This is a genomic window from Ruminococcus sp. RTP21204st1_B2_RTP21204_210225 (assembly GCF_040914135.1).
Taxonomy (GTDB): Bacteria; Bacillota; Clostridia; order Oscillospirales; family Ruminococcaceae; genus Hominimerdicola; species Hominimerdicola aceti.
Window position 1 is genome coordinate 11,937 of record NZ_JBCPGA010000009.1, and the last position, 21,405, is coordinate 33,341.

16 protein-coding genes are annotated in these 21,405 nt (G+C 45.0%); 6 read left to right on the forward strand and 10 right to left on the reverse strand.

From position 1 onward, the window contains the following. The first annotated feature begins 2 nt into the window (after positions 1-2). Both AB5123_RS05235 and AB5123_RS05240 read left to right on the forward strand, forming a co-directional pair. Positions 3-1,292, forward strand: a complete 1,290-nt coding sequence (locus AB5123_RS05235; protein WP_302839201.1) for a Sapep family Mn(2+)-dependent dipeptidase — start codon at positions 3-5, stop codon at positions 1,290-1,292. A gap of 96 nt (positions 1,293-1,388) precedes the next feature. After that, entirely contained in the window at positions 1,389-2,225 is an 837-nt protein-coding gene (locus AB5123_RS05240; protein ID WP_302839202.1) for a prephenate dehydrogenase, read from the forward strand. 51 nt (positions 2,226-2,276) lie between these two features. Here AB5123_RS05240 and AB5123_RS05245 read toward each other — a convergent pair whose 3' ends face one another. The 4 genes from AB5123_RS05245 to AB5123_RS05260 all read right to left on the reverse strand — a co-directional run bounded on the left by AB5123_RS05245 (position 2,277) and on the right by AB5123_RS05260 (position 5,356). Beyond that, entirely contained in the window at positions 2,277-3,491 is a 1,215-nt protein-coding gene (locus AB5123_RS05245) for a hypothetical protein (RefSeq protein ID WP_302839203.1), read from the reverse strand. A 79-nt stretch (positions 3,492-3,570) separates the two neighbouring features. Beyond that, positions 3,571-4,047 (reverse strand): peptidylprolyl isomerase, encoded by a 477-nt coding sequence (locus AB5123_RS05250; protein ID WP_337812102.1) that lies wholly within the window; start codon positions 4,045-4,047, stop codon positions 3,571-3,573. A 35-nt stretch (positions 4,048-4,082) separates the two neighbouring features. Beyond that, positions 4,083-4,592 carry a hypothetical protein gene (locus AB5123_RS05255; RefSeq protein WP_022287922.1) on the reverse strand — a complete coding sequence of 170 codons (510 nt, stop codon included), beginning with the start codon at positions 4,590-4,592 and terminating at the stop codon, positions 4,083-4,085. Between the two features lie 59 nt (positions 4,593-4,651). Further along, positions 4,652-5,356 (reverse strand): hypothetical protein, encoded by a 705-nt coding sequence (locus AB5123_RS05260; protein ID WP_022287921.1) that lies wholly within the window; start codon positions 5,354-5,356, stop codon positions 4,652-4,654. A 399-nt stretch (positions 5,357-5,755) separates the two neighbouring features. On the opposite strand from AB5123_RS05260, the gene AB5123_RS05265 reads away from it, so the two are divergent. Both AB5123_RS05265 and glpK read left to right on the forward strand, forming a co-directional pair. Beyond that, positions 5,756-7,633, forward strand: a complete 1,878-nt coding sequence (locus AB5123_RS05265) for a hypothetical protein (protein ID WP_368364584.1) — start codon at positions 5,756-5,758, stop codon at positions 7,631-7,633. A 329-nt stretch (positions 7,634-7,962) separates the two neighbouring features. Beyond that, positions 7,963-9,444: a glycerol kinase GlpK gene (glpK, locus tag AB5123_RS05270; protein WP_267300961.1), complete on the forward strand. Its 1,482-nt coding sequence runs from the start codon at positions 7,963-7,965 to the stop codon at positions 9,442-9,444. A gap of 42 nt (positions 9,445-9,486) precedes the next feature. Here glpK and AB5123_RS05275 read toward each other — a convergent pair whose 3' ends face one another. From AB5123_RS05275 to AB5123_RS05285, 3 genes are all read right to left on the reverse strand, one after another. Then, positions 9,487-10,770, reverse strand: a complete 1,284-nt coding sequence (locus tag AB5123_RS05275; RefSeq protein ID WP_368364585.1) for a folylpolyglutamate synthase/dihydrofolate synthase family protein — start codon at positions 10,768-10,770, stop codon at positions 9,487-9,489. A gap of 8 nt (positions 10,771-10,778) precedes the next feature. Further along, positions 10,779-12,620, reverse strand: coding sequence for an excinuclease ABC subunit UvrC (gene uvrC, locus AB5123_RS05280; protein WP_368364586.1), 1,842 nt, complete (start codon positions 12,618-12,620; stop codon positions 10,779-10,781). Positions 12,621-12,687: 67 nt separating this feature from the next. Then, positions 12,688-14,484 carry a L,D-transpeptidase family protein gene (locus tag AB5123_RS05285; RefSeq protein WP_242998271.1) on the reverse strand — a complete coding sequence of 599 codons (1,797 nt, stop codon included), beginning with the start codon at positions 14,482-14,484 and terminating at the stop codon, positions 12,688-12,690. Between the two features lie 313 nt (positions 14,485-14,797). On the opposite strand from AB5123_RS05285, the gene AB5123_RS05290 reads away from it, so the two are divergent. Next, positions 14,798-15,868, forward strand: coding sequence for a branched-chain amino acid aminotransferase (locus AB5123_RS05290; RefSeq protein ID WP_118157616.1), 1,071 nt, complete (start codon positions 14,798-14,800; stop codon positions 15,866-15,868). Positions 15,869-15,933: 65 nt separating this feature from the next. Next, positions 15,934-16,644 (forward strand): NAD-dependent protein deacylase, encoded by a 711-nt coding sequence (locus AB5123_RS05295; RefSeq protein WP_038672067.1) that lies wholly within the window; start codon positions 15,934-15,936, stop codon positions 16,642-16,644. 115 nt (positions 16,645-16,759) lie between these two features. Here AB5123_RS05295 and AB5123_RS05300 read toward each other — a convergent pair whose 3' ends face one another. The 3 genes from AB5123_RS05300 to AB5123_RS05310 all read right to left on the reverse strand — a co-directional run bounded on the left by AB5123_RS05300 (position 16,760) and on the right by AB5123_RS05310 (position 21,391). Beyond that, the gene (locus tag AB5123_RS05300; RefSeq protein ID WP_038672069.1) at positions 16,760-18,535 is read right to left on the reverse strand and encodes an ABC transporter ATP-binding protein; all 1,776 of its coding nucleotides are present in this window, start codon (positions 18,533-18,535) and stop codon (positions 16,760-16,762) included. After that, positions 18,536-20,299 (reverse strand): ABC transporter ATP-binding protein, encoded by a 1,764-nt coding sequence (locus AB5123_RS05305; RefSeq protein WP_195221009.1) that lies wholly within the window; start codon positions 20,297-20,299, stop codon positions 18,536-18,538. 384 nt (positions 20,300-20,683) lie between these two features. Beyond that, entirely contained in the window at positions 20,684-21,391 is a 708-nt protein-coding gene (locus AB5123_RS05310) for a histidine phosphatase family protein (protein WP_302343006.1), read from the reverse strand. Positions 21,392-21,405 lie beyond the last annotated feature (14 nt).

Here is a 21,405-nt window from a genome sequence, read left to right on the forward strand (position 1 = left end):
ATATGTATCAGAAACAATTTGCAGAATATTTTGACAAGCACATGGAGGAGATACTTCGTGACCTTGACGAGATTATTTCTATCGAGAGCATTGGTGACATAAACGCCCCTGTTAAGCCATTTGGCGAGGGTTCTCGCAAGGCTCTTAACTGGGGAAAGGCTTATCTTGAAAAGCTCGGCATGACAACAAAGGACTTTGACGGCTATGCTGTTCACGGTGATTTTTACCCTGAGGGAGAATGTAAGCTTGCTGTGCTTTCACATCTTGACACTGTTCCCGCAGGCGAGGGCTGGAGCTATCCGCCTTTCAAGCTGACTAAAGCTGACGGAAAGCTTTTCGGCAGAGGAACAATTGACGACAAAGGTCCGAGCGTTGCGGTGCTGTGGGCTGTAAAGGCTATCAAAGAGCTTAACATTCCTATAAAAAAGAACTTCCGTGTTATTTTCGGCGGCAATGAAGAGGGTGGCTGTGAGGACATGGAATATTATGAAAGCAAACAGCCTTTCCCTGAAATGGTGTTCACCCCCGACGGCTCTTTTCCTGTGCTCAACTGCGAAAAGGGCATGGTGCATCTTACATTCTCTGCTGAATTTTCAGATGATAAGATAGCTGAGATAAAGGGCGGAAGCGTTATAAATGCTATCCCGGACAAGTGCATTGTGAAGTTTGCTGACGACAGTGAGAAACTCATCAGAGGAAAATCGTCACACGGCTCAAGACCTGAAAACGGCGACAATGCGGTGACAAAATTTGTGGCAGAATACAAAAATGAAAATGCTCTCCTTGGTGGGTTGGCTGAGCTTTTCCCACACGGAGAATGCAACGGAAAGTCCTGCGGTCTTGGTTTTTCAGACGATGTATCAGGCGAGATGACCTGTGCGCTGACTATCCTTAAAACTGAGGGTGGCAGGCTTCATGGCGGTATCGACATACGCTTCCCTATTGACAAGACGCTTGCTGAGATAAGCGGTATCATAACTTCGGCACTTGAAAGCAAGGGCTTCAAGGTGGACGAGCTTGACGGCATGGAGCCGCATTATGTGGACGAAAACAGTGAGTTCGTTCAGACCTTATTAAGGGTATACGAAAAGGTCAAGGGCGAAAAGGGAAAATGTATCGCAGAGGGCGGAATAACCTACGTTCACAACACAAAGGGCGGTGTTGCGTTCGGTGCGGAATTTCCTGAGGAAAACAACAATATGCACGGAGCTGACGAGCATATTTCTATGGAAACTTTCAAAATAAATCTGAATATGTACGCTAATGCTATTGCAGAGCTTTGCGGTGAATAATTGGGTGTGCATGGCTCTTGACAAAGTGTGATTTTAGTGGTATACTTTATTACATAAAAGCTTAAAAGCGTAAAAGCATAAGGAGCATGACGGACAATGAAGATTTGTATAGTTGGACTTGGACTTATAGGCGGTTCGCTTGCCAAGGCAATAAAAAAGAACACTCATGAGAGCTGTTTCGGTATAGATATTGACAGGGGAACGATAGCAGGGGCGCTGGCTCAGGAGGCTATCGACGGTGAAATGGCAATTGACGACCTTGCAGGCTGTGACGTTGTTATCGTGGGACTTCACCCTGAGGCTACCATAAAATTCATCACGGAGAATGCAGGCAAGTTCAAAAAGGGCGGTATCGTTCTTGACACTTGTGGAGTAAAGGGCGAGATAGTCAGAGCTGTAGAGGGCGTTTGCATTGAGAACGGCGTAAACTTCCTCGGCTGTCACCCTATGGCTGGACGTGAATTTTCGGGTTTTGCATACTCGGTGGACAATCTTTTTGAGAAAGCAAGCTTTATAATGACGCCTACAGACAGAACTCCTATGAGGGTGGTGCAGGAGATATCAAGGCTTGCATACAACATAGGTTTTGCAAAGGTCGTTGTATCAAACATTGAGGAGCATGACAGCGTTATTGCGTTCACTTCTCAGCTTGCTCACGTTGTATCAAGCTCCTATGTAAAAAGCCCTAGTCTTTTGAAGCAGGCAGGCTTTTCGGCAGGTTCTTTCAAAGACCTTACGAGAGTGGCCAAACTCAACGAAGATATGTGGACGGAGCTTTTCCTTATGAACCGTGGTCCACTGGTGGACGAGATAGAGCATATAATCGCAAGATTAACGGAGTATCGTGATGCTATTGCAAATAATGACGCTCAAAGGTTGCATGACCTGCTTAAAGAGGGTCGAGAGCTTAAGGAATTGTCTAATAATAGCTAAATAAGAAAACAAAGCGGTGTCAGAGTTTGAATTCTCTGCACCGCTTTTTGTTTATTCTTCTGTTTCTTTATCTGTGTCTGTATCGTCGTCTGTATTATCAGTTTCTTCCTGCTCTTCATTTTCGTCAGGTTCGTCAGGCTCGGACAAATTGGTATCGTCGCTTTCATCTGTATCGTGGATATCTTTATCATTATCCTTGTTGGCTGACTTATTGTCGCCTACTGTTTTGTTTTTCACTATCATAAGATACTCAGCGGCAATAAGAGCTACGCACAAAACGCAGACCACGCCAATAATAACGCCCATTGATGAACCGCTCTTTTCTTCCGACACCGGACTTGCGGCTTTTGAGGTCGCTTCTGCTTCTGAGCTTTCAAGCTTCACGGCTTCAGGTTCTTTTATCACTATTTTAAAATGCCCTACTGAGCCGTCCCTATAAACAATATCTATCTTTGTTTCGCCTGTGCTGAGGGTCTGGAACTTGCCGTCCTCGAATATAAGCACTTCGCCGTTGGCTACTGTTACGCTGTCAACATCTGTAAGCCCTATATCCTCGGGAGCGATAGGGTACTTGGAATAGTCAACGTCTATTTCGATATAATCGCTGTCGTCCTGCTGAACGTCTGCAGCGTCCTGATACTTGACGATACCATTCTCTACCTGATTTGATATGGCATTGAGGTTTTCGTCATCAAGGGAATTTACTGTGAGATAAAGCACTGTTGAGGTGAGCTTTTCGTCTGCGACTTTGAAATGGAGGGTCGCATAATCACCGTCAAAGTCTGTGCCGTCTGCGTTCACATAGTTATATACAAACTTACCTGCAAAGGCGTTGTCTACTGCCATGCCACCTGCTTTATCATTGGTTTCGCACTTTTCAAACTCTACAAGGCTATCGTCATAGCCCACGGAGATAGAGGCGTTTGAGATAAGGTGGTCGCACTGGATATTTATTTTCGCTGTGAACTTTTTATCCTTTACCTCGCTGACCACAAGCTTTACAACTGTCGGCGTAGAAGTCGGAGTGTCCGGAACATAGGAATAAGATGTGGTAGTTCCCCATGTGGTGGTTTCCCATGTCTGAGCTGTGGTAGTTGTAGTCGTTTCAGTGTCCTCCCACTGAGGCTGAGTGGTAGTGGTTGTTTCCGGTACAGGATCTGTGGCTGGCACATCGGTTGTCACAGGCGTTTCGGGATCAGCGAAACACACTGAGGTCATTGCCATGACCGCTGCAAAAAATCCCACTGTTACTTTTTTGAAATCCATTATTTACTCTCCTGATATTGTTTTTGACGTAAACAAGGGCTGCCGCCATAAAGACCGCAGCCCATGATTTTCCTTTTTATTAGTCCTCAATAAGAGTTACTTTCTTCATGACCTGATCTACAAGTGGCTTATCGTTGAAATTTACATCAACTGCTGCGATCTCGTCAACAACGTCCATGCCCTCGACTACCTTGCCGAATGCTGCATACTGTCCGTCAAGAAGAGGAGCGTCCTGGTGCATGATAAAGAACTGTGAGCTTGCTGAATTTGGCATTGCTGAACGTGCCATTGAGATAACGCCTCTTGTATGCTTGAGGTCGTTACGAACACCATTGGCAAGGAACTCGCCCTTTATCTTCTCTTTTGCACCGCCCATGCCTGTTCCCGTCGGGTCGCCGCCCTGTATCATAAAGCCCGAAATAACTCTATGAAAAATAAGTCCGTCATAAAAGCCCTCTTTAACAAGCTTCTCAAAATTTGCAACTGTGATAGGTGCAACGTCAGGATAAAGCTCGATCTTGATATTCTTTCCGTTTGCCATTTCTATATTTACCATGTTAATACTCTCCTTATTATCTGTTAATACAAAATTTACTTGGATTTTGGCAGCTCGCCACGTTTATTTTTCTCCATAAGATCATTGAAATACAATGTGACAGGAGTTGGAACTTTCTTGAAAAGTCCCTTTTTCTCAACCTCGTCACAAACGATATAATCTCTTTCACCGTCATTATTTACGCAATAGAGCCTGTCTGTTTTATAGAAGCCGCCGTTGCCGTCATCTCTGTTCTTATCAAAACAGCCGAAGATATCCTTTGCCATAAGCTCGCAAAGTCTGAGTATCTTTTCATAGTTGGTATGCTCGCTCCACTTTTCAAGCTCTTCATGGAAAAACTGCTGGACAGGAACGTCATTGACTTCCATTTTTCTTATTATTCTCGCAAGGCATATAGAAGCGTCCTGATCGGTAAGCTTATCAAGTCTTGCATTCTTATAATCAAGTATATACTCATTTAATGTAGCATAAAGCAACTTATCATACTGAAACGGCTTGCCTTTGCCTGAAAACTTTATGATAGGGTTATCGGTATTGATCTTCAATTTTATCTCTCCAATTCAATTTATTCTGGCAATACCCCTAATGACTGCCTTTACCCCGATCATCTGCCATATTTTTCGTTAAATTCTTTCACCTTCTGCGCCAAAAACTCTTCCGATACTGAGCCGATAGCGTCGTCGTCCTCGCTGTGGTCAACAGAGCCAAGACCCTCCACAAGAGCCTCATCGACGGATATTCCCTTTATATCCTTATACTCTGCATAGTCCTCAGGCTTTTTTGCATAAGGAAGCTCAGCCACCTTTGCGGCTGTAGTTTCTGCACTTATGGCTTCGATATTGCCTGTATCACGCTTCTCCTGAGCCACTTTCTCGTCATGTATCCTATATATCTCCTCAAGCTTTGAGTCGATACCCTCAACGGACGCCACGCTTATATCCTCCTTATGAGAAGCTACAAATCTTGCGTGTTCCTCCTCATAAAGCTTTTCATACTCGCTCTGGGCATCAGTTATCTCAGCCTGTCCTACCGGGTTCACGTCGTAGTCGGCATAGGTCTTTACGGGATCGTTTTTCTTTTCAGCCAGCTCTTTTTCAAGCTGCTCCATCTTGCTGCGGATAGTTTCCGGCTCTATGGTATCGGTTATCTTCTCAGCGTGTACCTTATCGCTGCTGGACTCCTTCACAAAAGCCGTATCTCCGCCTGCTCTCTTCACAGGCGTGTTCCATATATCATCAGCATTTATCTGCTGCTTTTTAGGCTGTGTCGATGTTTTGGGCTCGGAGCTTTTTCTGCTGAACAGACCCATAAGATCTCCCCCTTTTTATTGGCATGATGATCTGATATCGGCTTTTTATGCCTGACATCTTATACTTATTTATTATACAATATTTTCACCAAAATTGCAAACCTTTTGACAGTTACTTTTTGTACGATTTTTTAAACTCTTTTTGTGCATTTTGTTTCGTATTAATATAATATAAATATAAAATTCACGCTTAGTTAATGTAATCTATACTAATATTTGCTATACTATATTTGTTAAGTTATTTATTTTGTTAATTAAAAACAAAAAACAAATTAGTTTAAGAAAACTATTTTTGGCATAAAGATACACAAAAATACCCGATCGTGAAGAAGATAACACGAATAAGAAGGGTAAAAGCTTAAGTATATATGAAGTAAATTCATGGAGGAGGATCTATTTATGACAAGACCGTCACTTGGGATAACGGCAATGGAACTTTTTGCCTGCAATCCTTTCAGAGTGCTCGGCATAGCCGTTGACACTCCTACTGCTGATGTCACGCTCACATACAAAAAGCTGCTTGATATGGCGGCTAAAGGTGACACGGCTGATTATGAAACGCCTTATGATTTTGATTTTCTGCCGCCTTTCTCCCGTTCTGAAAAGGATCTGAAAACGGCTTATGCAAAGATCGCCAGCAACGGATACAGATGCTTCGCATTCTCTGATCCTATATTTTCGGCTTCCCTGAACATTGATGACGTTATGCTCAACCTCAGAGATATCTCATGCTATGACTGTTTCCTCAGATGTTATATGTGGCTCATCACCAATGACAGAGATTTTGAAGAGCCTGAGCTTTGGATACCACTTTGTCAGTACATAGACAAGATGATAATGTCAAGCCCTGAGCAATGGGATAAGTATTTTGACCATCGTTTTCCGCAGGATATGCTTGACGGCTCAATGTCTGCGCTGAGGTCTTTCTATGCCACATTCTGCGATATAATTCTGCTTCCTATCAAGGAAATGGTAAGAGGCTCTATGAAGTGCAGATCCGCAATGGAGATACTTAAGATCGCAAAGGTGGACGTTGACGAAGTATTCCCTGACATTGACATTCCACAGGCTAACCTGCCTAAGAGGGGCGAGCCTGCGCCGAAGCTCAAGATCGCTGTCAAGGACGGCGAGGAATACTATGATGTTACAACAGGCAAAATGGTAAGCTTTGATGGCGACGAGGACTCTGCTATCGAAAGCAACGATTTCTCTGCGGCTGCAAGCTCCATTTCTGCTGACGCTATCGTTGGCGAGGACGGTCCTGACAGCGAGCCTATACCTGACGAGCCTGAGGAAAATCCTGAGCTTAAGGTAGTTCCGCCTCCAGCTCCCGTTCAGCCTGAGCCTGTAGCAGTACAGCCTGCACCAGAGCCACAGCCTATACCAGAGCCACAGCCAGCTCCTGCACCTGCACCGACGCCTGCAGAGGACATCCAGTCTGCTCCTGTATTCAACACAAAGCCGATGGCTCAGAGAGGTATTCCCGGCGAGATAAACGCACCTATAAGAAAGAGAAAGATCTTTATTCCGGGACACGAGGGCATTTCAGGCTCTGCACCTGCAAGCCAGCCTGTTTCTGCTCATGTTCCGCCAGTTTCACAGCCTGCGCCTGCGCCAACGCCTGTTCAGACAGCACAGCCTGCTCAGCAGACAGTTTCAGCACCTGTGTACAGCCAGCCTGCTCCACAGCCTGCGGCGGAAGCTCCGAAGCCTGCGGCTAAAAAGCCATACAAGAAGGCGAACAAGGGACTTACTTCCCTTATTGATACAGTTGACGAGGCGATAAACGACACCTCGGACATAATCCTTACTGACGAGGCTGAGGAAGAGGAAAACCTCTACACTGACACTCTTATCAAGATGCTGAGGGCGAACCGCTCAAACAATCAGCTTATGAAGAGCGTTGACACAAAGCATATTTACGACAATGGTGACAGCCTTGGCAGACCTGAGGAAGCAGAGCTTTCTATGGACGCTATCAACATGAAGAAAATGGACAAGAGCCTGCTCAATTCTTCATATGATAACATCAGCACCAAGGAAACCGATCCTAAGAAGCTTCGTGAGGAAAAATACCGCAACATCAACATCAATGATATGCTCAATCCAACAGTAGGAAGCCAGATGCACAAAGAATACACTCCGGACGCTATCGAGGAATTTGTTAAAGCTAAAAAGCAGGAAAAGTCCGCCATAAAGGGTATTTGGAAGCTTCTTGGAGTTCTGTCGCTTTTGTTGATCATTTATCTTATACTGCTTTACACGGGTCTTATTTGATGACGATATAAAGTGTGGCAGAATATCCGCAACGTGGTGTAACGAAAAAGAATAAGTAAACAAAACATCGGGCAAACGGGACGTCGCATTTCTGCAAAGCAGAAATTGCACCGTTCCCCTACAGGGTTTGTGAAAACGTCAGCATTTTGCGAGTAACACAAGTTTATTCGGCAATTAATCGGGCGAGGAAGCGGGACGTCGAGGGCGCCGTCCCCTACATTATAATGTGATGCGAAATTTTGTAGGAAAATAAACAGTGTTAGAAATTTAGATAACAGATTTATAAGGGGTGGGAATTCCGCCCCTTTTTTGCAATAAGGAGAAATTTTATGAAAGAATACATACTCTCTTTAGATCAGGGAACGACTTCCTCCAGAGCGGTGCTTTTTAACGCAAAGGGTGAAAAGGTTGCAAGCGTACAGAAAGAATATCCGCAGATATTCCCCGGCAACGGCTGGGTGGAGCATGACCCTATGGACATACTGGAAAGTCAGCTCAGTTCTGCTCGTGAGGTCATTGCAAAGGCCGGGATAACAGCGGAGGACGTGGCGGCTATCGGCATCGCCAACCAGCGTGAAACGACGATACTTTGGGACAAGAACACCGGCAAGCCTGTTTACAACGCTATCGTTTGGCAATGCAGAAGGACTTCTGAGGACTGCGCACGAATGGAAAGTCAGGGCTTGCAAAAGTTTTTCAAGGACAAGACGGGACTTCTTATCGACCCTTATTTCTCTGCCACAAAGATAAAGTGGATACTTGAAAATGTTGAGGGTGTGAGGGAGCGTGCGGAAAAGGGAGAGATACTTTTCGGCACTGTGGATTGCTGGCTCATATGGAATCTGACAGGGGGAAGGGTACACGTTACGGACTACTCCAATGCTTCCAGGACTATGCTTTTCAACATTCACACCCTTGAATGGGACAGAGAGATACTGGGACTTTTGGGCATACCCAGCTGTATGCTCCCTGAGGTCAAAGAATGTTCGGGTGACTTGGGCGAAACTGAGGAGAACATTTTCGGAAGCAGGATAAAGATCGCAGGCTGTGCAGGAGATCAGCAGGCGGCACTTTTTGGGCAATGCTGTTTCCGTGAGGGCGATGTGAAAAACACCTATGGCACGGGCGGTTTTCTGCTTATGAACACAGGTGAAAAGCCTGTGGAAAGCCGTCATGGATTGCTCACGACTATTGCCTGGGGCATAGGAGGAAAGGTGAATTATGCTCTGGAGGGGTCGGTATTCGTATCGGGTGCGGCGGTAAAATGGCTTCGTGACGAGCTTTGCATAATACGCACAGCGTCAGAAACTGAGGAGCTTGCAAGAAGCGTTGAGGACACGGGCGGTGTATACTTTGTGCCTGCATTCGTGGGACTTGGCGCACCATACTGGAAGCCTGAGGCAAGGGGCATGATAACAGGGCTTACAAGAGGAACAAACAGATGCCACATAGTCAGGGCAACATTGGAAGCTATGTGCTATCAGACCTATGACGTTCTCAGGGCGATGGAGGAGGACGCTGGGGCTATCGGAAGCATAAAGGCTGACGGTGGTGCGGCAAGCAACGATTTTCTTATGGAATTTCAGGCTGATATATTGGGTCATTCGGTCATAAGGCCTTATAACGTGGAATCCACCGCAACAGGTGCGGCATATCTTGCTGGGCTTGGCTGTGGGCTTTGGGGCAGTATGGAAGAGCTTGTGGGAGTTTCGGATAAGTTTAGAGAGTTTATTCCGTCTATGAGTGAGGGTAAACGCAGTGATCTGATAGGTGGTTGGAAGAAAGCGGTTCAAGCGGCTATTAGGGAATAAAGGTAAAAAAATCGGGCGACCTTGGGTGGGTCGCCCTTTCTGTTATATATCTTTCATTTCATTAAGCACCTGGGCACATAGGAAAAGCGAACCGCATATAAGATTCACTCCGTGAGGATTCTCGTTTATTAGCTGACGTGCCATTTCAAGGGCAGGCTTTGGACTTTGCTCTGCCCTGCCGCCTGCGTTTGTTATAATGTCGGCAAGGTCAGAGGCAGTTTCGGCTCTGTCGCTGAAACCGTCAACTGTGTAGAATTTGTCTACATACGGTATGAGTTTCTTTACAGCCTCGGTGATGTTTTTATCCCTGCACATTCCCATAACGGCGTAACATGGGTGTTTTTCACAATGCTCCAATACGCCTGCCAAGGCTGACAAGCCGTCGGGATTGTGCGCTCCGTCCAGTATCAAAAGCGGCTCACGGCTGAGTATCTGCACTCTGCCTTGGAGCTGGGCTTTTTTGATGCCCTCGGCAATTTTATCCTGCGGAATTTTCAGGGTATCGTTGACAAGGCGTATGCCGCTTATGACGCTCATGGCGTTCAGCACCTGATGTGCGCCGCCCATGGTGACTTCATAGGGCTGTCCTTTGAACTCAAACTTTGAGCCGAAAACGTCACAGCTTATAAGTTTGAGCTGGCTGATGTCGGGGATAACCAGCTGAGAAAGATTTTTCACCGCCTGCTCTCTGACGGTGCGGATAACTTTCATATCGTTGCCTGCGCTCAAAACGCATGGGCAGTGGGGCTTTATAATGCCTGCTTTCTGATAGGCTATCTTCTCCAAGGTGTCACCTAAAATGGCGGTGTGGTCAAAGTCCACTGAGCCTATGACTGTGAGAACAGGGGTTTTTATAACGTTGGTGCTGTCCAAAAGTCCCCCAAGACCTGTTTCAAGGACGACTATATCGCAGTTTTCCTCGGCAAAATAGAGGAAAGCTATGGCGGTGGTTATTTCAAACTGAGAGAAATTCTCACGGTCGCAGTGCATATCGGTGACGGCTTTCACACGCTTTGCCATTTTCGCAAGGGCAGGCTTTGGTATATCGACGCCGTTTATTTTTATCCTGTCGGTATAGCTTATTATATAAGGCGAGGTGAAAAGACCTGTTTTCAGCCCTGCGCACTGAAAGACCTCGCTGAACATCTGCGCCATTGAACCTTTGCCGTTCGTGCCTGCGATATGAACGAATTTAAGGCTGTCCTGCGGGTCGCCAAGGTCGGAAAGCAAGGCTTTTATTCTGGATAGGTCTTTAACGGGCTTGCCTGAATGGGAAAAGCTGTTTATAAATTCAAGTTCGTCTATGTCTTTGGTATTTTCTATCAATGTTATCCCTACATTTCGTCTATTATTTCTTTAAGCTCTCTTGCGGTGTCTATATTCACACCTGCGGTCTTTGCAAGCTCCTCTACTGTGGCTTTTTTGAGAGCCTCTTTGGTCTTATACTCGGTGATGAGTTTTGCGGCTTTTTTATCGCCTATGCCTTTGACCTTGGTTATTTCAAGTCGGTGGGCATTCTTTTTATGCTTTTGTGCCTGATAGGTTATGGCTACTCTATGGACTTCGTCCTGAATGGCGGTAACAAGATTGAACGCCGCTCTGCACTTTGCAAGGCTTATTTCTCCGCCGCCTGTGGCGACTGCTCTTGTGCGGTGCTTGGAGTCTTTCACAAGTCCGAACAATGGGCAGGTGACGCCCATTCGCTCTAAGACAGGCTCAACGGCATTGACGTGGCCGTTTCCACCATCGAGCAAGATAAGATCGGGCATAATGGAAAAGCCCTCGTCTGTTTTCTCAAAGTAGTTTCTAAAGCGACGTTCTATGACCTCCTGCATACAGGCATAGTCATTTTGCTCTGCAACTGTTTTGATAGAAAACTTTTTATAATACTTCTTGCATGGTCTGCCGTTTTCAAAGACCACCATGCCTGCGACCATATTTGTAGAGGCGAGGTTTGATATATCGTAGCACTCGATATATTTCGGGGTCTTGGGAAGTCCCAATGCTTTGGCAAGCTCCTCAAGGGCGGTTATCTCACGGCTCGTTCTGCCGACTTTTATGGAGAGATACTCGGTGGCGTTGCTTTTGGCAAGGGTGGTAAGGCGGAGAAACTGTCCTCTTTTCGGAGTGGAGATATTCACGGCATGGTCATACTTCTGGCGGAGAAATTTCTCTATTATCTCGCCGTTTGTGATATCCTCGTCAAGGAGGATATCTTTCGGTATACTGTCTTTGGAGGAATAATACTGCATGAGAAAATCTTCACGCATTTTTATGCTGTCGTCTTTTTCTCCAAGAAAATAGGAAGCCTTATCAAAAAGTCTGCCCCCACGATACATTATAACGCTGGCACACGCCATTTCGCCATTTTGAGCAATGGCGATTATATCAGTGTCACGAATATCGTCATTAATTATCTTCTGACTTTCAGCGGCTTTCTGTATGGCTTGGATACGGTCACGAAGCTTTGCGGCAAGCTCAAAGTCAAGCTCCTCAGCGGCTTTGTTCATTTCATCGGTGAGTCTTTCAACTGAATCTGACGAGCCGTTTCGGATATAGTCCACCGCCTGACGGACGATAGAATTATACTCATCTTTGGAGAATTTTCCTGTGCAAACGCCCATACACTGCTTTATGTGCATATTAAGGCAGGGACGCTGTTTTCTGAAATCCTGCGGAAATTTTCGGGTGCAGGTAGGGAGCATAAAGACTTTATTGGCTTCGATAACGGCTTGTTTTACTGCGAACGAGCTTGTATAAGGTCCTATATACTCTGCTCCGTCATCGTATTTTTGCAATACGGCTTGCAGGCGTGGATAGTCCTCATTTGTGACCCTGATATAGCTATAGCCCTTATCGTCTTTCAGCAGGATATTATACTTCGGGGTATACTGCTTTATAAGAGAACACTCCAGCACCAGGGCTTCAAACTCAGAGTCGGTGACGATAAAGTCATAGTCATAGACGTGGGACACCATTTTCCACACCTTTGGCAGATGATCCTGACACTTTCTGAAATAAGTTGTCACACGGTTGCGGAGATTTTTCGCCTTGCCAATATATATTATCTTTTTCATTTTGTCTTTCATTATATAACAGCCCGGTGAGGTGGTGAGCTTTGAAGTTTTATCACGCAGAAATGGCAGGCGTGGGTTGTCTTCATCTGTAATGTACATAAATTCTCCTAACTGAAACTAAAAGCAAAGGCAATACGAGTTGTCCGTATTGCCTTGCTATTATCTCTTACCAATACATAAATACAGGAGTACCCATATCTATTTTTTCATAAACGTATTTTGCTTTATCTAAAGGCATATTTATACAGCCGTGTGAGCCCCATGTGCTTGACTTATAACGCTCACCGCCAAAGTTGCCGTTCTGCCATGATGCGTCGTGAAGTCCTATGCCGATAGTGGAAACGTTATTCCAATAGTCAACATAGGAAGCGTAAGACTGTCCGTCTGCTGATCCTCTGAGGGTCTTGCCCTTTTCCTTATACCAAAGCTTATAAACACCGCCAGGGGTATTTCTTGACTTGCTTGGATAGCCCGAAACTATATCAGACTCCATTGTGAGCTTGCCGTCTTTATAATACCACAAATGCTGTGCGGTAAGGTCTACCTCGATATAAGTGTTGCCGTAATCCTTATCGGCTGTACGCCAATCCTTATTGCAGGTGTACTCATAGGCTGAGTCAGGGTTTACATAGTAGACAGGCTCAGTTTCGGCAGACTCTCCCTTTTCAACAAGGTCCACGATAAGGTCGCAGGTCTTTTGCTGGTCTATCCACCAGCCGTAACAGCCCTGGCCCTCGGAGATAGTTATAGTTCCACGCTTTGTGGTCTTGAACTCTCTGTCCTTGCCATAGGTATCATACTTATCTGCAAGGTCTTCAACATATGCCATTGCCTTATCTTCATCAACTGTATAGCCGGCTTCGGCATTATCCTCGTCAAAGGTTATCCAATCCATGATAGTATCACCCGTGAGAGTTTCGGTGGTGTAGATAAAATCGAATGTTATTTCGATATCGTTAAGGTTATTGAGCTTCTGGCAGGTCTCTTCAAGCATATCCGCTGTTATGGCAGGCTTTTTATAGCAATCTGCCTTTGAGATATCAACGTCAAAGCTACCGTCGTCAAGCTGATTTTCCACATAGGAATAAAGCTCGTCTATCTTATTCTCCTCCACAGCGTCGCCCGTGGTTTCTTTTACCACAACATAGCTGTTGTCGTCGCCTTTTTTGATATAGGCGTCCTCAGGATCTTTTGTGCTTTGAGAGTCAAGCACCTTTCTTTTCAGCACCTTTTCAAGCTTAGCCTTATCGTACTTGAACTTAGATTCAAAGGTGAAATCCGTACGCTTCATGGCCGAAGAGAACCATGAATAGTGGTTTTGCTGAGTATAATACTGTGTGATAAGGTTTTGAGTATTATCGTTATAGCCTATTTCAGACAGCTTTATGGAAAATGTTGTGCCGTCTTTCTTTGTAACGGTGATGGCTTCGGGGATAACAGCCTGCTCGCTTACGAGCTTATAGGCTTCCGCCTTGGTCTTTCCGCTGACCTCGATGCCGTTTATATATGTATTTCCAAGAAATCTATCCTTATACGAATTCATGCCCCACAGATAGAAGCCACCTGCGGCGACTATCATAACACCAACAACTGAGCATATTGCTATTGCGACAGTCTTTCCTGACGAGGACTTCTTTTTCTTCTTTTTTCCATTCTTTGAGCCGCTCTTTGAAGTCTGCTTTGATGAAGGCTTTGCATTTTTACTGCGTGTTTCAGTTGTTTTGGGCTTTTTAGGCTTGATAGTTTCCTCGCCAAAGTCTGAAACTCCTCTTACGGGAGTGATAGGCTCGTCAAAGCCGCCGTCCTGCATTGCCATATTTTTAGCGATCATTCTTGCCATATCCTCATGGCTCACAGGGCGGTTCTGCGCCTGCGGTTTTGCGGCTTCATCGCTGTCGAGGGTAAGACCTTTCATATCAAGATCTATACCAAGCTCATTATCCTTTCTTTCTCTATCGTTCATAACATTACCTTTCCTTATATAACCTTATTATAATATAATCGTTTCACATTTATTTTACCCTATTATACAACACTATCACCTTTTTTTCAAGGAGTATTTCCTACAATATAAAGACAATTTTATGACGATTTCTCAACAGTTTTCATACAGTTGTATAAAAATGCAGTTTTCAAAATGTTATCCTGCATATTTTTCCTGCGACAAGGAATTTTTTTTGCAAAACCTCTTGAAAAAGATCACAATAAGTATTATAATATATGTGGTAAAGGTTCGCTTGCCGAGCCGATCATTAATTTAAGAAAGAAGGATCTGTATGTTAGATATCAAGATCGAACGTACCACTACTCCAAAGGAAAAACCGGCTGACGAGACAAAGCTTGGTTTCGGTCACATTTTTACTGACCATATGTTTGTTATGAATTATGACGCAGGTCAGGGTTGGCATGACGCTAGGATCGTGCCTTACGGCGACCTTTCACTCTCCCCTGCTGCTATGTGCCTGCACTACGGTCAGGAGATATTTGAAGGCCTTAAGGCTTATCGTACTGCTGACGGCTCTGTTCAGCTTTTCAGACCGCAGGAGAACTTCAAGAGAATGAACAACTCTGCTGAGAGAATGGTAATTCCTAAAATAAACGAAGAGGATATGCTCTACGCTCTGAAAACTCTTGTTAAAATGGAGCAGGACTGGGTACCTCACACTGAGGGTGCTTCCCTTTACATCAGACCATTTATCATCGCTGTTGACCCATATGTAGGTGTTAAGCCTGCTGACCACTATCTGTTCATCATTATTCTTTCACCTTCAGGCGCTTACTATTCAACCGGTCTTAACCCTGTTAAGATCTATGTTGAGAACAAGTATGTAAGAGCCGTAAGAGGCGGTACAGGCTTTGCTAAGACAGCCGCTAACTACGCTATCTCACTTGCAGGTCAGGAAGAAGCTCACGAGCAGGATTACGAGCAGGTACTTTGGCTTGATGGTGTTGAGAGAAAGTATGTTGAGGAAGTTGGCTCAATGAACATCTTCTTCGTTATTGACGGCGAAGTTGTTACACCACAGCTTCTTGGCTCTGTTCTCCCTGGCATCACAAGAAAGTCTGCTATCGAGATATGCAAGAGCAAGGGCTACAAGGTAAGCGAGAGAAAGATCTCTATCGAGGAGATCGCTGAGGCTTACGACAACGGCAAGCTTGACGAGGTATTCGGCACAGGTACTGCTGCTGTTATCTCACCTGTTGGTCATCTTAAGTGGGGCGACAAGGTAATGGAGATAAACAACAACAAGATCGGCCCTGTTTCACAGATGCTTTATGATACAATGACAGGCATTCAGTGGGGCAAGATACCAGACGAGTTTGGCTGGATCGTTAAGATCGACTAATATCGTGAATAATCAATGCGGTCTGTGCTTCGGTATAGACCGCATTTTTCATAGGAGTGATAAAAATGGAGCTGCAGCAGATAATAGACAAGTCACATAGGATAGTATTTTTCGGTGGAGCAGGGGTATCAACGGAGAGCGGCATACCTGATTTTCGGTCGGTGGACGGACTTTACAATCAGAAATATGATTATCCCCCTGAGCAGATACTCAGCCACACGTTTTTTATGCGGCACACAAAGGCGTTTTATGATTTTTACCGTGACAAAATGCTTTGTCTGACGGCAAAGCCTAACAAGGCGCATTACAAGCTGGCGGAAATGGAGAGGGCAGGCATACTTTCTTCGGTGATAACGCAGAATATCGACGGACTTCACACGGCGGCAGGAAGCAAAAAGGTGCTGGAGCTTCACGGAAGCGTACACCGCAACTACTGCATGGACTGCGGAAAATTCTACACTGCGGAGGATATTTTAAACAGCACAGGCATTCCGAAATGCACCTGCGGCGGAATAATCAAGCCTGATGTTGTGCTTTATGAAGAGGGGCTTGATGATAAAACTGTGACGGAGGCGGTGAGAGAGATATCTCAGTGCGACACGCTTATTATTGCAGGCACTTCCCTGACAGTTTATCCTGCGGCAGGAATGGTGAGATATTTTCAAGGGGATAATCTTGTGCTGATAAATCGGGACAAGACTTCCATGGACGGCTCCTGCGACCTTGTTATCCACGACAAGGTGGGGGAAACGCTGGATAAGATAGTGATAAAGTAAAGATAAACAACGTGATAACATGGTGAAATAACAAACGGGCGAACGCTGTTCGCCCCTACAGATGTGGATAGCCACATTTGCAGGGGGCAGTGTTCGCCCGTGTTTTTATGCTATTTTATTCGTCCATATGCTGTGCGGTATAAAGCTTGTAATATTCGCCTTTCTTTGCGATAAGCTGGTCATGAGTGCCGCACTCGGCAATGCCTTTGTTGTCGATATACATTATCTTATCGCAGTTTTTGATAGTGGAAAGTCTATGTGCGATAATAAATGAAGTTCTGCCAACAAGAAGTCTTTGAAGTCCCTGCTGAAGGAGCTTTTCTGTTCGTGCGTCTATTGATGAAGTTGCTTCGTCAAGGACAAGTATTTTCGGGTCGGAGAGGAGCGTTCTTGCAAAGGAGATAAGCTGTTTCTGTCCGCCTGAAAGCTTTGAGCCACGCTCGTTGACTTCGGTCATATAGCCGTCTTTCATTTCGCTGATGAACTCGTCTGCGCAGACTATCTTTGCGGCTTCTCTTATTTCTTCTTCCGTTGCGTCAAGTCTGCCGTAACGGATATTATCGTAAATAGTGCCGCTGAAAATAAAGCTGTCCTGAAGCATTATGCCCATTTGTGAGCGGAGTGAATGCAAGGTCGCCTGACTTATATCCTTGCCGTCTATGGTTATTTTACCGCTGTCCAGGTCATAAAATCTTGACAGGAGAGAAACTACTGTAGATTTTCCTGCGCCTGTTGGTCCAACGAGGGCAACGCTTTCGCCCGGCTTAACGTCAAAGGAGATATGCTCCAAAACTGTTTTGCCTTGCTCATAGCTGAATGTAACGTCATCAAATTTTACCTCACCTGTGATATCACCGATATCCTGAGCGTTCGGCTTGTCTGCGATAGTGGCAGGCTCGTCAAGGGTTTCAAAGATACGCTCAAGGTAGGCGATATTGTTGATGAAGTTATTGAAGATGTTTGACAGGTTCATGATAGGCTGCCAGAAGCTTGAAGCATAGCTTGTCATGGCAACGATAGTTCCAAGGCTCACTGCCGCAGGTGTCAGCACCAGCAGACCCACCACGAATATTGCGGCTCTCACAAGAGTAGAAACGTTGTCGGTAGCAGGCCAGACAAGGTTAGAATATTTCACGGCGTTTATCCAGCTTTTACGATATTTCTCGGAAAGTCTGTCGAATATCTGGGCGTTTTCTTCCTCACGGGTGAATATCTGGGTCACTCTTGCGCCTGTGATGTTTTCCTGCAAATAGGCGTTAAGGTTTGAGGATTTGTTTGAAACGTCCTGCCATGCTTTACGCTGTCTTTTCTTTATCATCATCATTATGACTGCAAATATCGGCAGACCCGAAAGCACCACCAATGACAGCTTCACATTCACAAAGAACATGAAAATCATGATGAAAAGCATATTAAGGCACTCGAGTATAACATTGATGATACCGTTTGAGAGCATATCCGACACGGAGTTTACATAGTTTACAACTCTTATAAGAATTTTGCCGTGTGGGCGGTTATCGTAATACTCAAATGGAAGCTCCTGCAAATGCTTGAAAAGATCGGTACGGATATCGAAGATTATATCCTGACCAACAACTGTCATTATCCTTGAACGGATAGTGGAGAATGTTATGGACACGGCTATAGTGCCGACAAATGCGAGGGTGAGCAGGACGAGCTGTCCCATATTTTTCTGAGGTATGGTATTATCAAGAGCGTACTGTGTGATGAGCGGTCCGAGAAGTCCTGATATTGCGGCGAACACGCTGAGCACAAGGGCGGTTATCATTTTGCCCTTATATTTTTTGATATACACAAAGGAGCGTTTCAGGTGGGCGAAGTCAAATGGGGTTTCAAGGACTTCGTCAACGTCATAACGGTTTCTTGCCATTTAGACCGCCTCCTTTCCGAAGCCATCGTTCTGCAGCTTGAACACCTCGTAATAGTATCCCTTTTTGGCGATAAGCTCATCATGAGTACCCATTTCGGTTATCTTGCCGTCATCGAGGATTATTATCACGTCGGCGTCCTTTGTGGAGGAGATACGCTGGGCTATTATTATCTTTGTGCATGGGAAATCGAGGTTTCTAAGGCTGTCCTGAATATACTTTTCTGTTTCCATATCCACGGCGGAGGTGGTATCGTCAAGGATAAGAATGGCAGGCTTTATGGCTAAGGCTCTTGCAAGGGAAAGTCTTTGCTTTTGTCCGCCTGAAAGACCTACGCCACGCTCTCCCACGATAGTTTCATAGCCATCAGGCATTTTCTCAACGAACTCGTTTGCCGCCGCAAGCTTTGCATAGTGCTTAACGTCCTCTTCGGACATATCAGAGTCGCCGTATGCGATATTGCCGTCTATGGTATCAGAGAAAAGCAGGACGTCCTGCGTTGCCATACCTATTTGTGAGCGGAGCTGTGAGAGCTTACGCTTTCTTACATTCACACCATCAACAAGGACTTCTCCTGAGTTGGTATCATAAAATCTTGGAATGAGATTTATAAGCGAGGTCTTGCCTGAGCCTGTTTCGCCCATTATGGCAACTGTCTGACCTGCTTTTATCTTAAAGTTCACGTTGTCAAGGACTATATGCTTGCCAAACTTAAAGGTAACGTCCTTGAACTCGACATCTCCGTGAAGCCTTTCTGTCTGGTCAACTGCGTCTTCACGGTCGGTGATGATAGGTCTTGCATAGTATATCTCGATGACCTTCATTGCGGAAGCCATGAACCTTTGCATATCGTTCACATAGATACCAAGGTTTCTGACAGGGTTCGCGATGCCCCAGATAAGTCCTGAGATAGCAACATACTCGCCCATTGTTATTTCCCCTTTTATAAGGAAAAATCCACCGCCAAGGAGCATTACAACTGACAAGGCGTTTGCGAAAGCTTCCATATAAGGGAAGAATTTAAGCCACAGCAGTGACGCTTTTTTGTTGGCATCAGAATATTCTTTATTGGCTTTTTGGAACTTTTCTATCTCATAGTCCTCACGGGCGAAGGCTTTTACAACTCTGTTGCCTGAGATGTTCTCCTGAGCGTCGGTATTCATTTGGGACAGCTTCTCACGGAGGTCAACGTAGACCGGCTTTGCCTTTTTATCAAGAAGCACCACCACGCCGAATATGAACGGTGTAACAGCCAGCAGAAGAAGTGCCATTTTCCAGCTTACCATAAAGAAATAAACTGATGAGGCTATAAACAGCGAACATGATTCAAGCATACCTTTAAAAACGAATGCCACTGCATGACGCACCATATCAAGGTCGCCTGTGAGCCTTGTCATAAGGTCGCCTGTGCGGTTGCGGTCATAAAACTCCATATCCTGATTTTCGATACGTCTGAAAAGGTGTGTCCTTATTCTGTATATCATGCCCTGAGATGATAATTCATAGGTCATGTTGCAGGTGTACTGACAGATAGTTCTAAGCAGGGTAAAGCCCACCATGCCTGCAAGCAGCAGCCAGAACAGCTTTCTTTCATGCTCAAGATTAAAAAGTGCGTCCTTGCTTGAAAGAAACTTATCCACAAGCTCTTTGCTGAAATAAGGTGTGGTAAGATACAAGGCGTTGCATACGATAGACAGCACAAGGGCTGTTACATAGAATTTTCGGTAGCCTTTCAGATTGTGCCATATCCATTGAAGCTGGAACATATTCTTTCACTCTCCTTTTATTCTTCTAAACTTCATGCTCTCATAGGCACATATATAAAAATATGAAACCCATACTCTTTTAAGCTATGGGATATTATAAGCCCTTTTCAAAATAAAGTCAAGGGGGTAAAAGCATTTAGTTTACATAAAGCAAGCTAAAAAATCAACGAAAACACGAAGCTTTTGTTGTGCTTTTTCACAAATTATGAATATGTTGTTATCTAATGATAGTCATATTTAGAAGAAAACGTTTTCTTTAACTGTTATATTATCTTAAACTAAGGTTTCGCACAATAAAATAACCGCCCTGAAATAACAGAGCGGATAGAGGATATTTTTGTATGCAATAATATGCGAGCGAAAAAGTCACCCTTACGGGTTTATTTAATCCTGAAAAACATCGGTGAAGTAGCCTGCGTTGGAGATAGGTTCATTGCCGCCTGCAAGGTGCTTTGTACAGCCCATGACGTGGCATCTGAAAAAGCCATAGTCGCCCTCACGCTCCTCACAGCCGAGGACTGTCACAGAGGTAGGCTGCATATTGAAGCCATGCCACATATTCATGGTGGAAATGCCGAGGATATGTCCTATTATCACCATTGATACGCCGAAGTGACAGAAGAACACAAGGGTTTCATCGCTGTGCTTTTCAATGCGGAACATACCGTTCTCGTGGATATAACCATGGTCGGCAAGAAGCTTATCAATACCCTCATGCACCCATTTAAGCTGTTCTTCAACATTGCCTGTTTGCATATAATCGGACTTGAACCAATTATTGCGGTCATAGTATATCTCTTTATCCGCCCACTCGGTGGGGTACATATCCCATGGGATACGATGTCCTCCGTCAGAGGTGGGTATTATGCCGTTAAATTCTCTCAGCCATGGGAGAGTTTCCGCTGTATCGCCACGAAGCTTCAGGGAATATTCCGCTGTGAGCTGTGCTCTGCCAAGGGGAGAAACGTAGAACTTTGAAACGTCCCAATTCTTTACACGCTGTGCAAGAAGCTCAGCTTCACGCTTGCCCTTTTCTGTAAGGGTATCATGAACGTAATCGGGGTCGCCGTGTCTGATAAAAATAAGACGCATAAAAATACCTCCTA

Bases quoted from the DNA above. Each gene is read 5' to 3' on its own strand.
- AB5123_RS05235 (WP_302839201.1), top strand. From the start codon at position 3: ATGTATCAGAAACAATTTGCAGAATATTTTGACAAGCACATGGAGGAG.
- AB5123_RS05240 (WP_302839202.1), top strand. From the start codon at position 1,389: ATGAAGATTTGTATAGTTGGACTTGGACTTATAGGCGGTTCGCTTGCC.
- AB5123_RS05245 (WP_302839203.1), bottom strand. From the start codon at position 3,491: ATGGATTTCAAAAAAGTAACAGTGGGATTTTTTGCAGCGGTCATGGCA.
- AB5123_RS05250 (WP_337812102.1), bottom strand. From the start codon at position 4,047: ATGGTAAATATAGAAATGGCAAACGGAAAGAATATCAAGATCGAGCTT.
- AB5123_RS05260 (WP_022287921.1), bottom strand. From the start codon at position 5,356: ATGGGTCTGTTCAGCAGAAAAAGCTCCGAGCCCAAAACATCGACACAG.
- AB5123_RS05265 (WP_368364584.1), top strand. From the start codon at position 5,756: ATGACAAGACCGTCACTTGGGATAACGGCAATGGAACTTTTTGCCTGC.
- glpK (WP_267300961.1), top strand. From the start codon at position 7,963: ATGAAAGAATACATACTCTCTTTAGATCAGGGAACGACTTCCTCCAGA.
- uvrC (WP_368364586.1), bottom strand. From the start codon at position 12,620: ATGTACATTACAGATGAAGACAACCCACGCCTGCCATTTCTGCGTGAT.
- AB5123_RS05285 (WP_242998271.1), bottom strand. From the start codon at position 14,484: ATGAACGATAGAGAAAGAAAGGATAATGAGCTTGGTATAGATCTTGAT.
- AB5123_RS05290 (WP_118157616.1), top strand. From the start codon at position 14,798: ATGTTAGATATCAAGATCGAACGTACCACTACTCCAAAGGAAAAACCG.
- AB5123_RS05295 (WP_038672067.1), top strand. From the start codon at position 15,934: ATGGAGCTGCAGCAGATAATAGACAAGTCACATAGGATAGTATTTTTC.
- AB5123_RS05300 (WP_038672069.1), bottom strand. From the start codon at position 18,535: ATGGCAAGAAACCGTTATGACGTTGACGAAGTCCTTGAAACCCCATTT.
- AB5123_RS05305 (WP_195221009.1), bottom strand. From the start codon at position 20,299: ATGTTCCAGCTTCAATGGATATGGCACAATCTGAAAGGCTACCGAAAA.
- AB5123_RS05310 (WP_302343006.1), bottom strand. From the start codon at position 21,391: ATGCGTCTTATTTTTATCAGACACGGCGACCCCGATTACGTTCATGAT.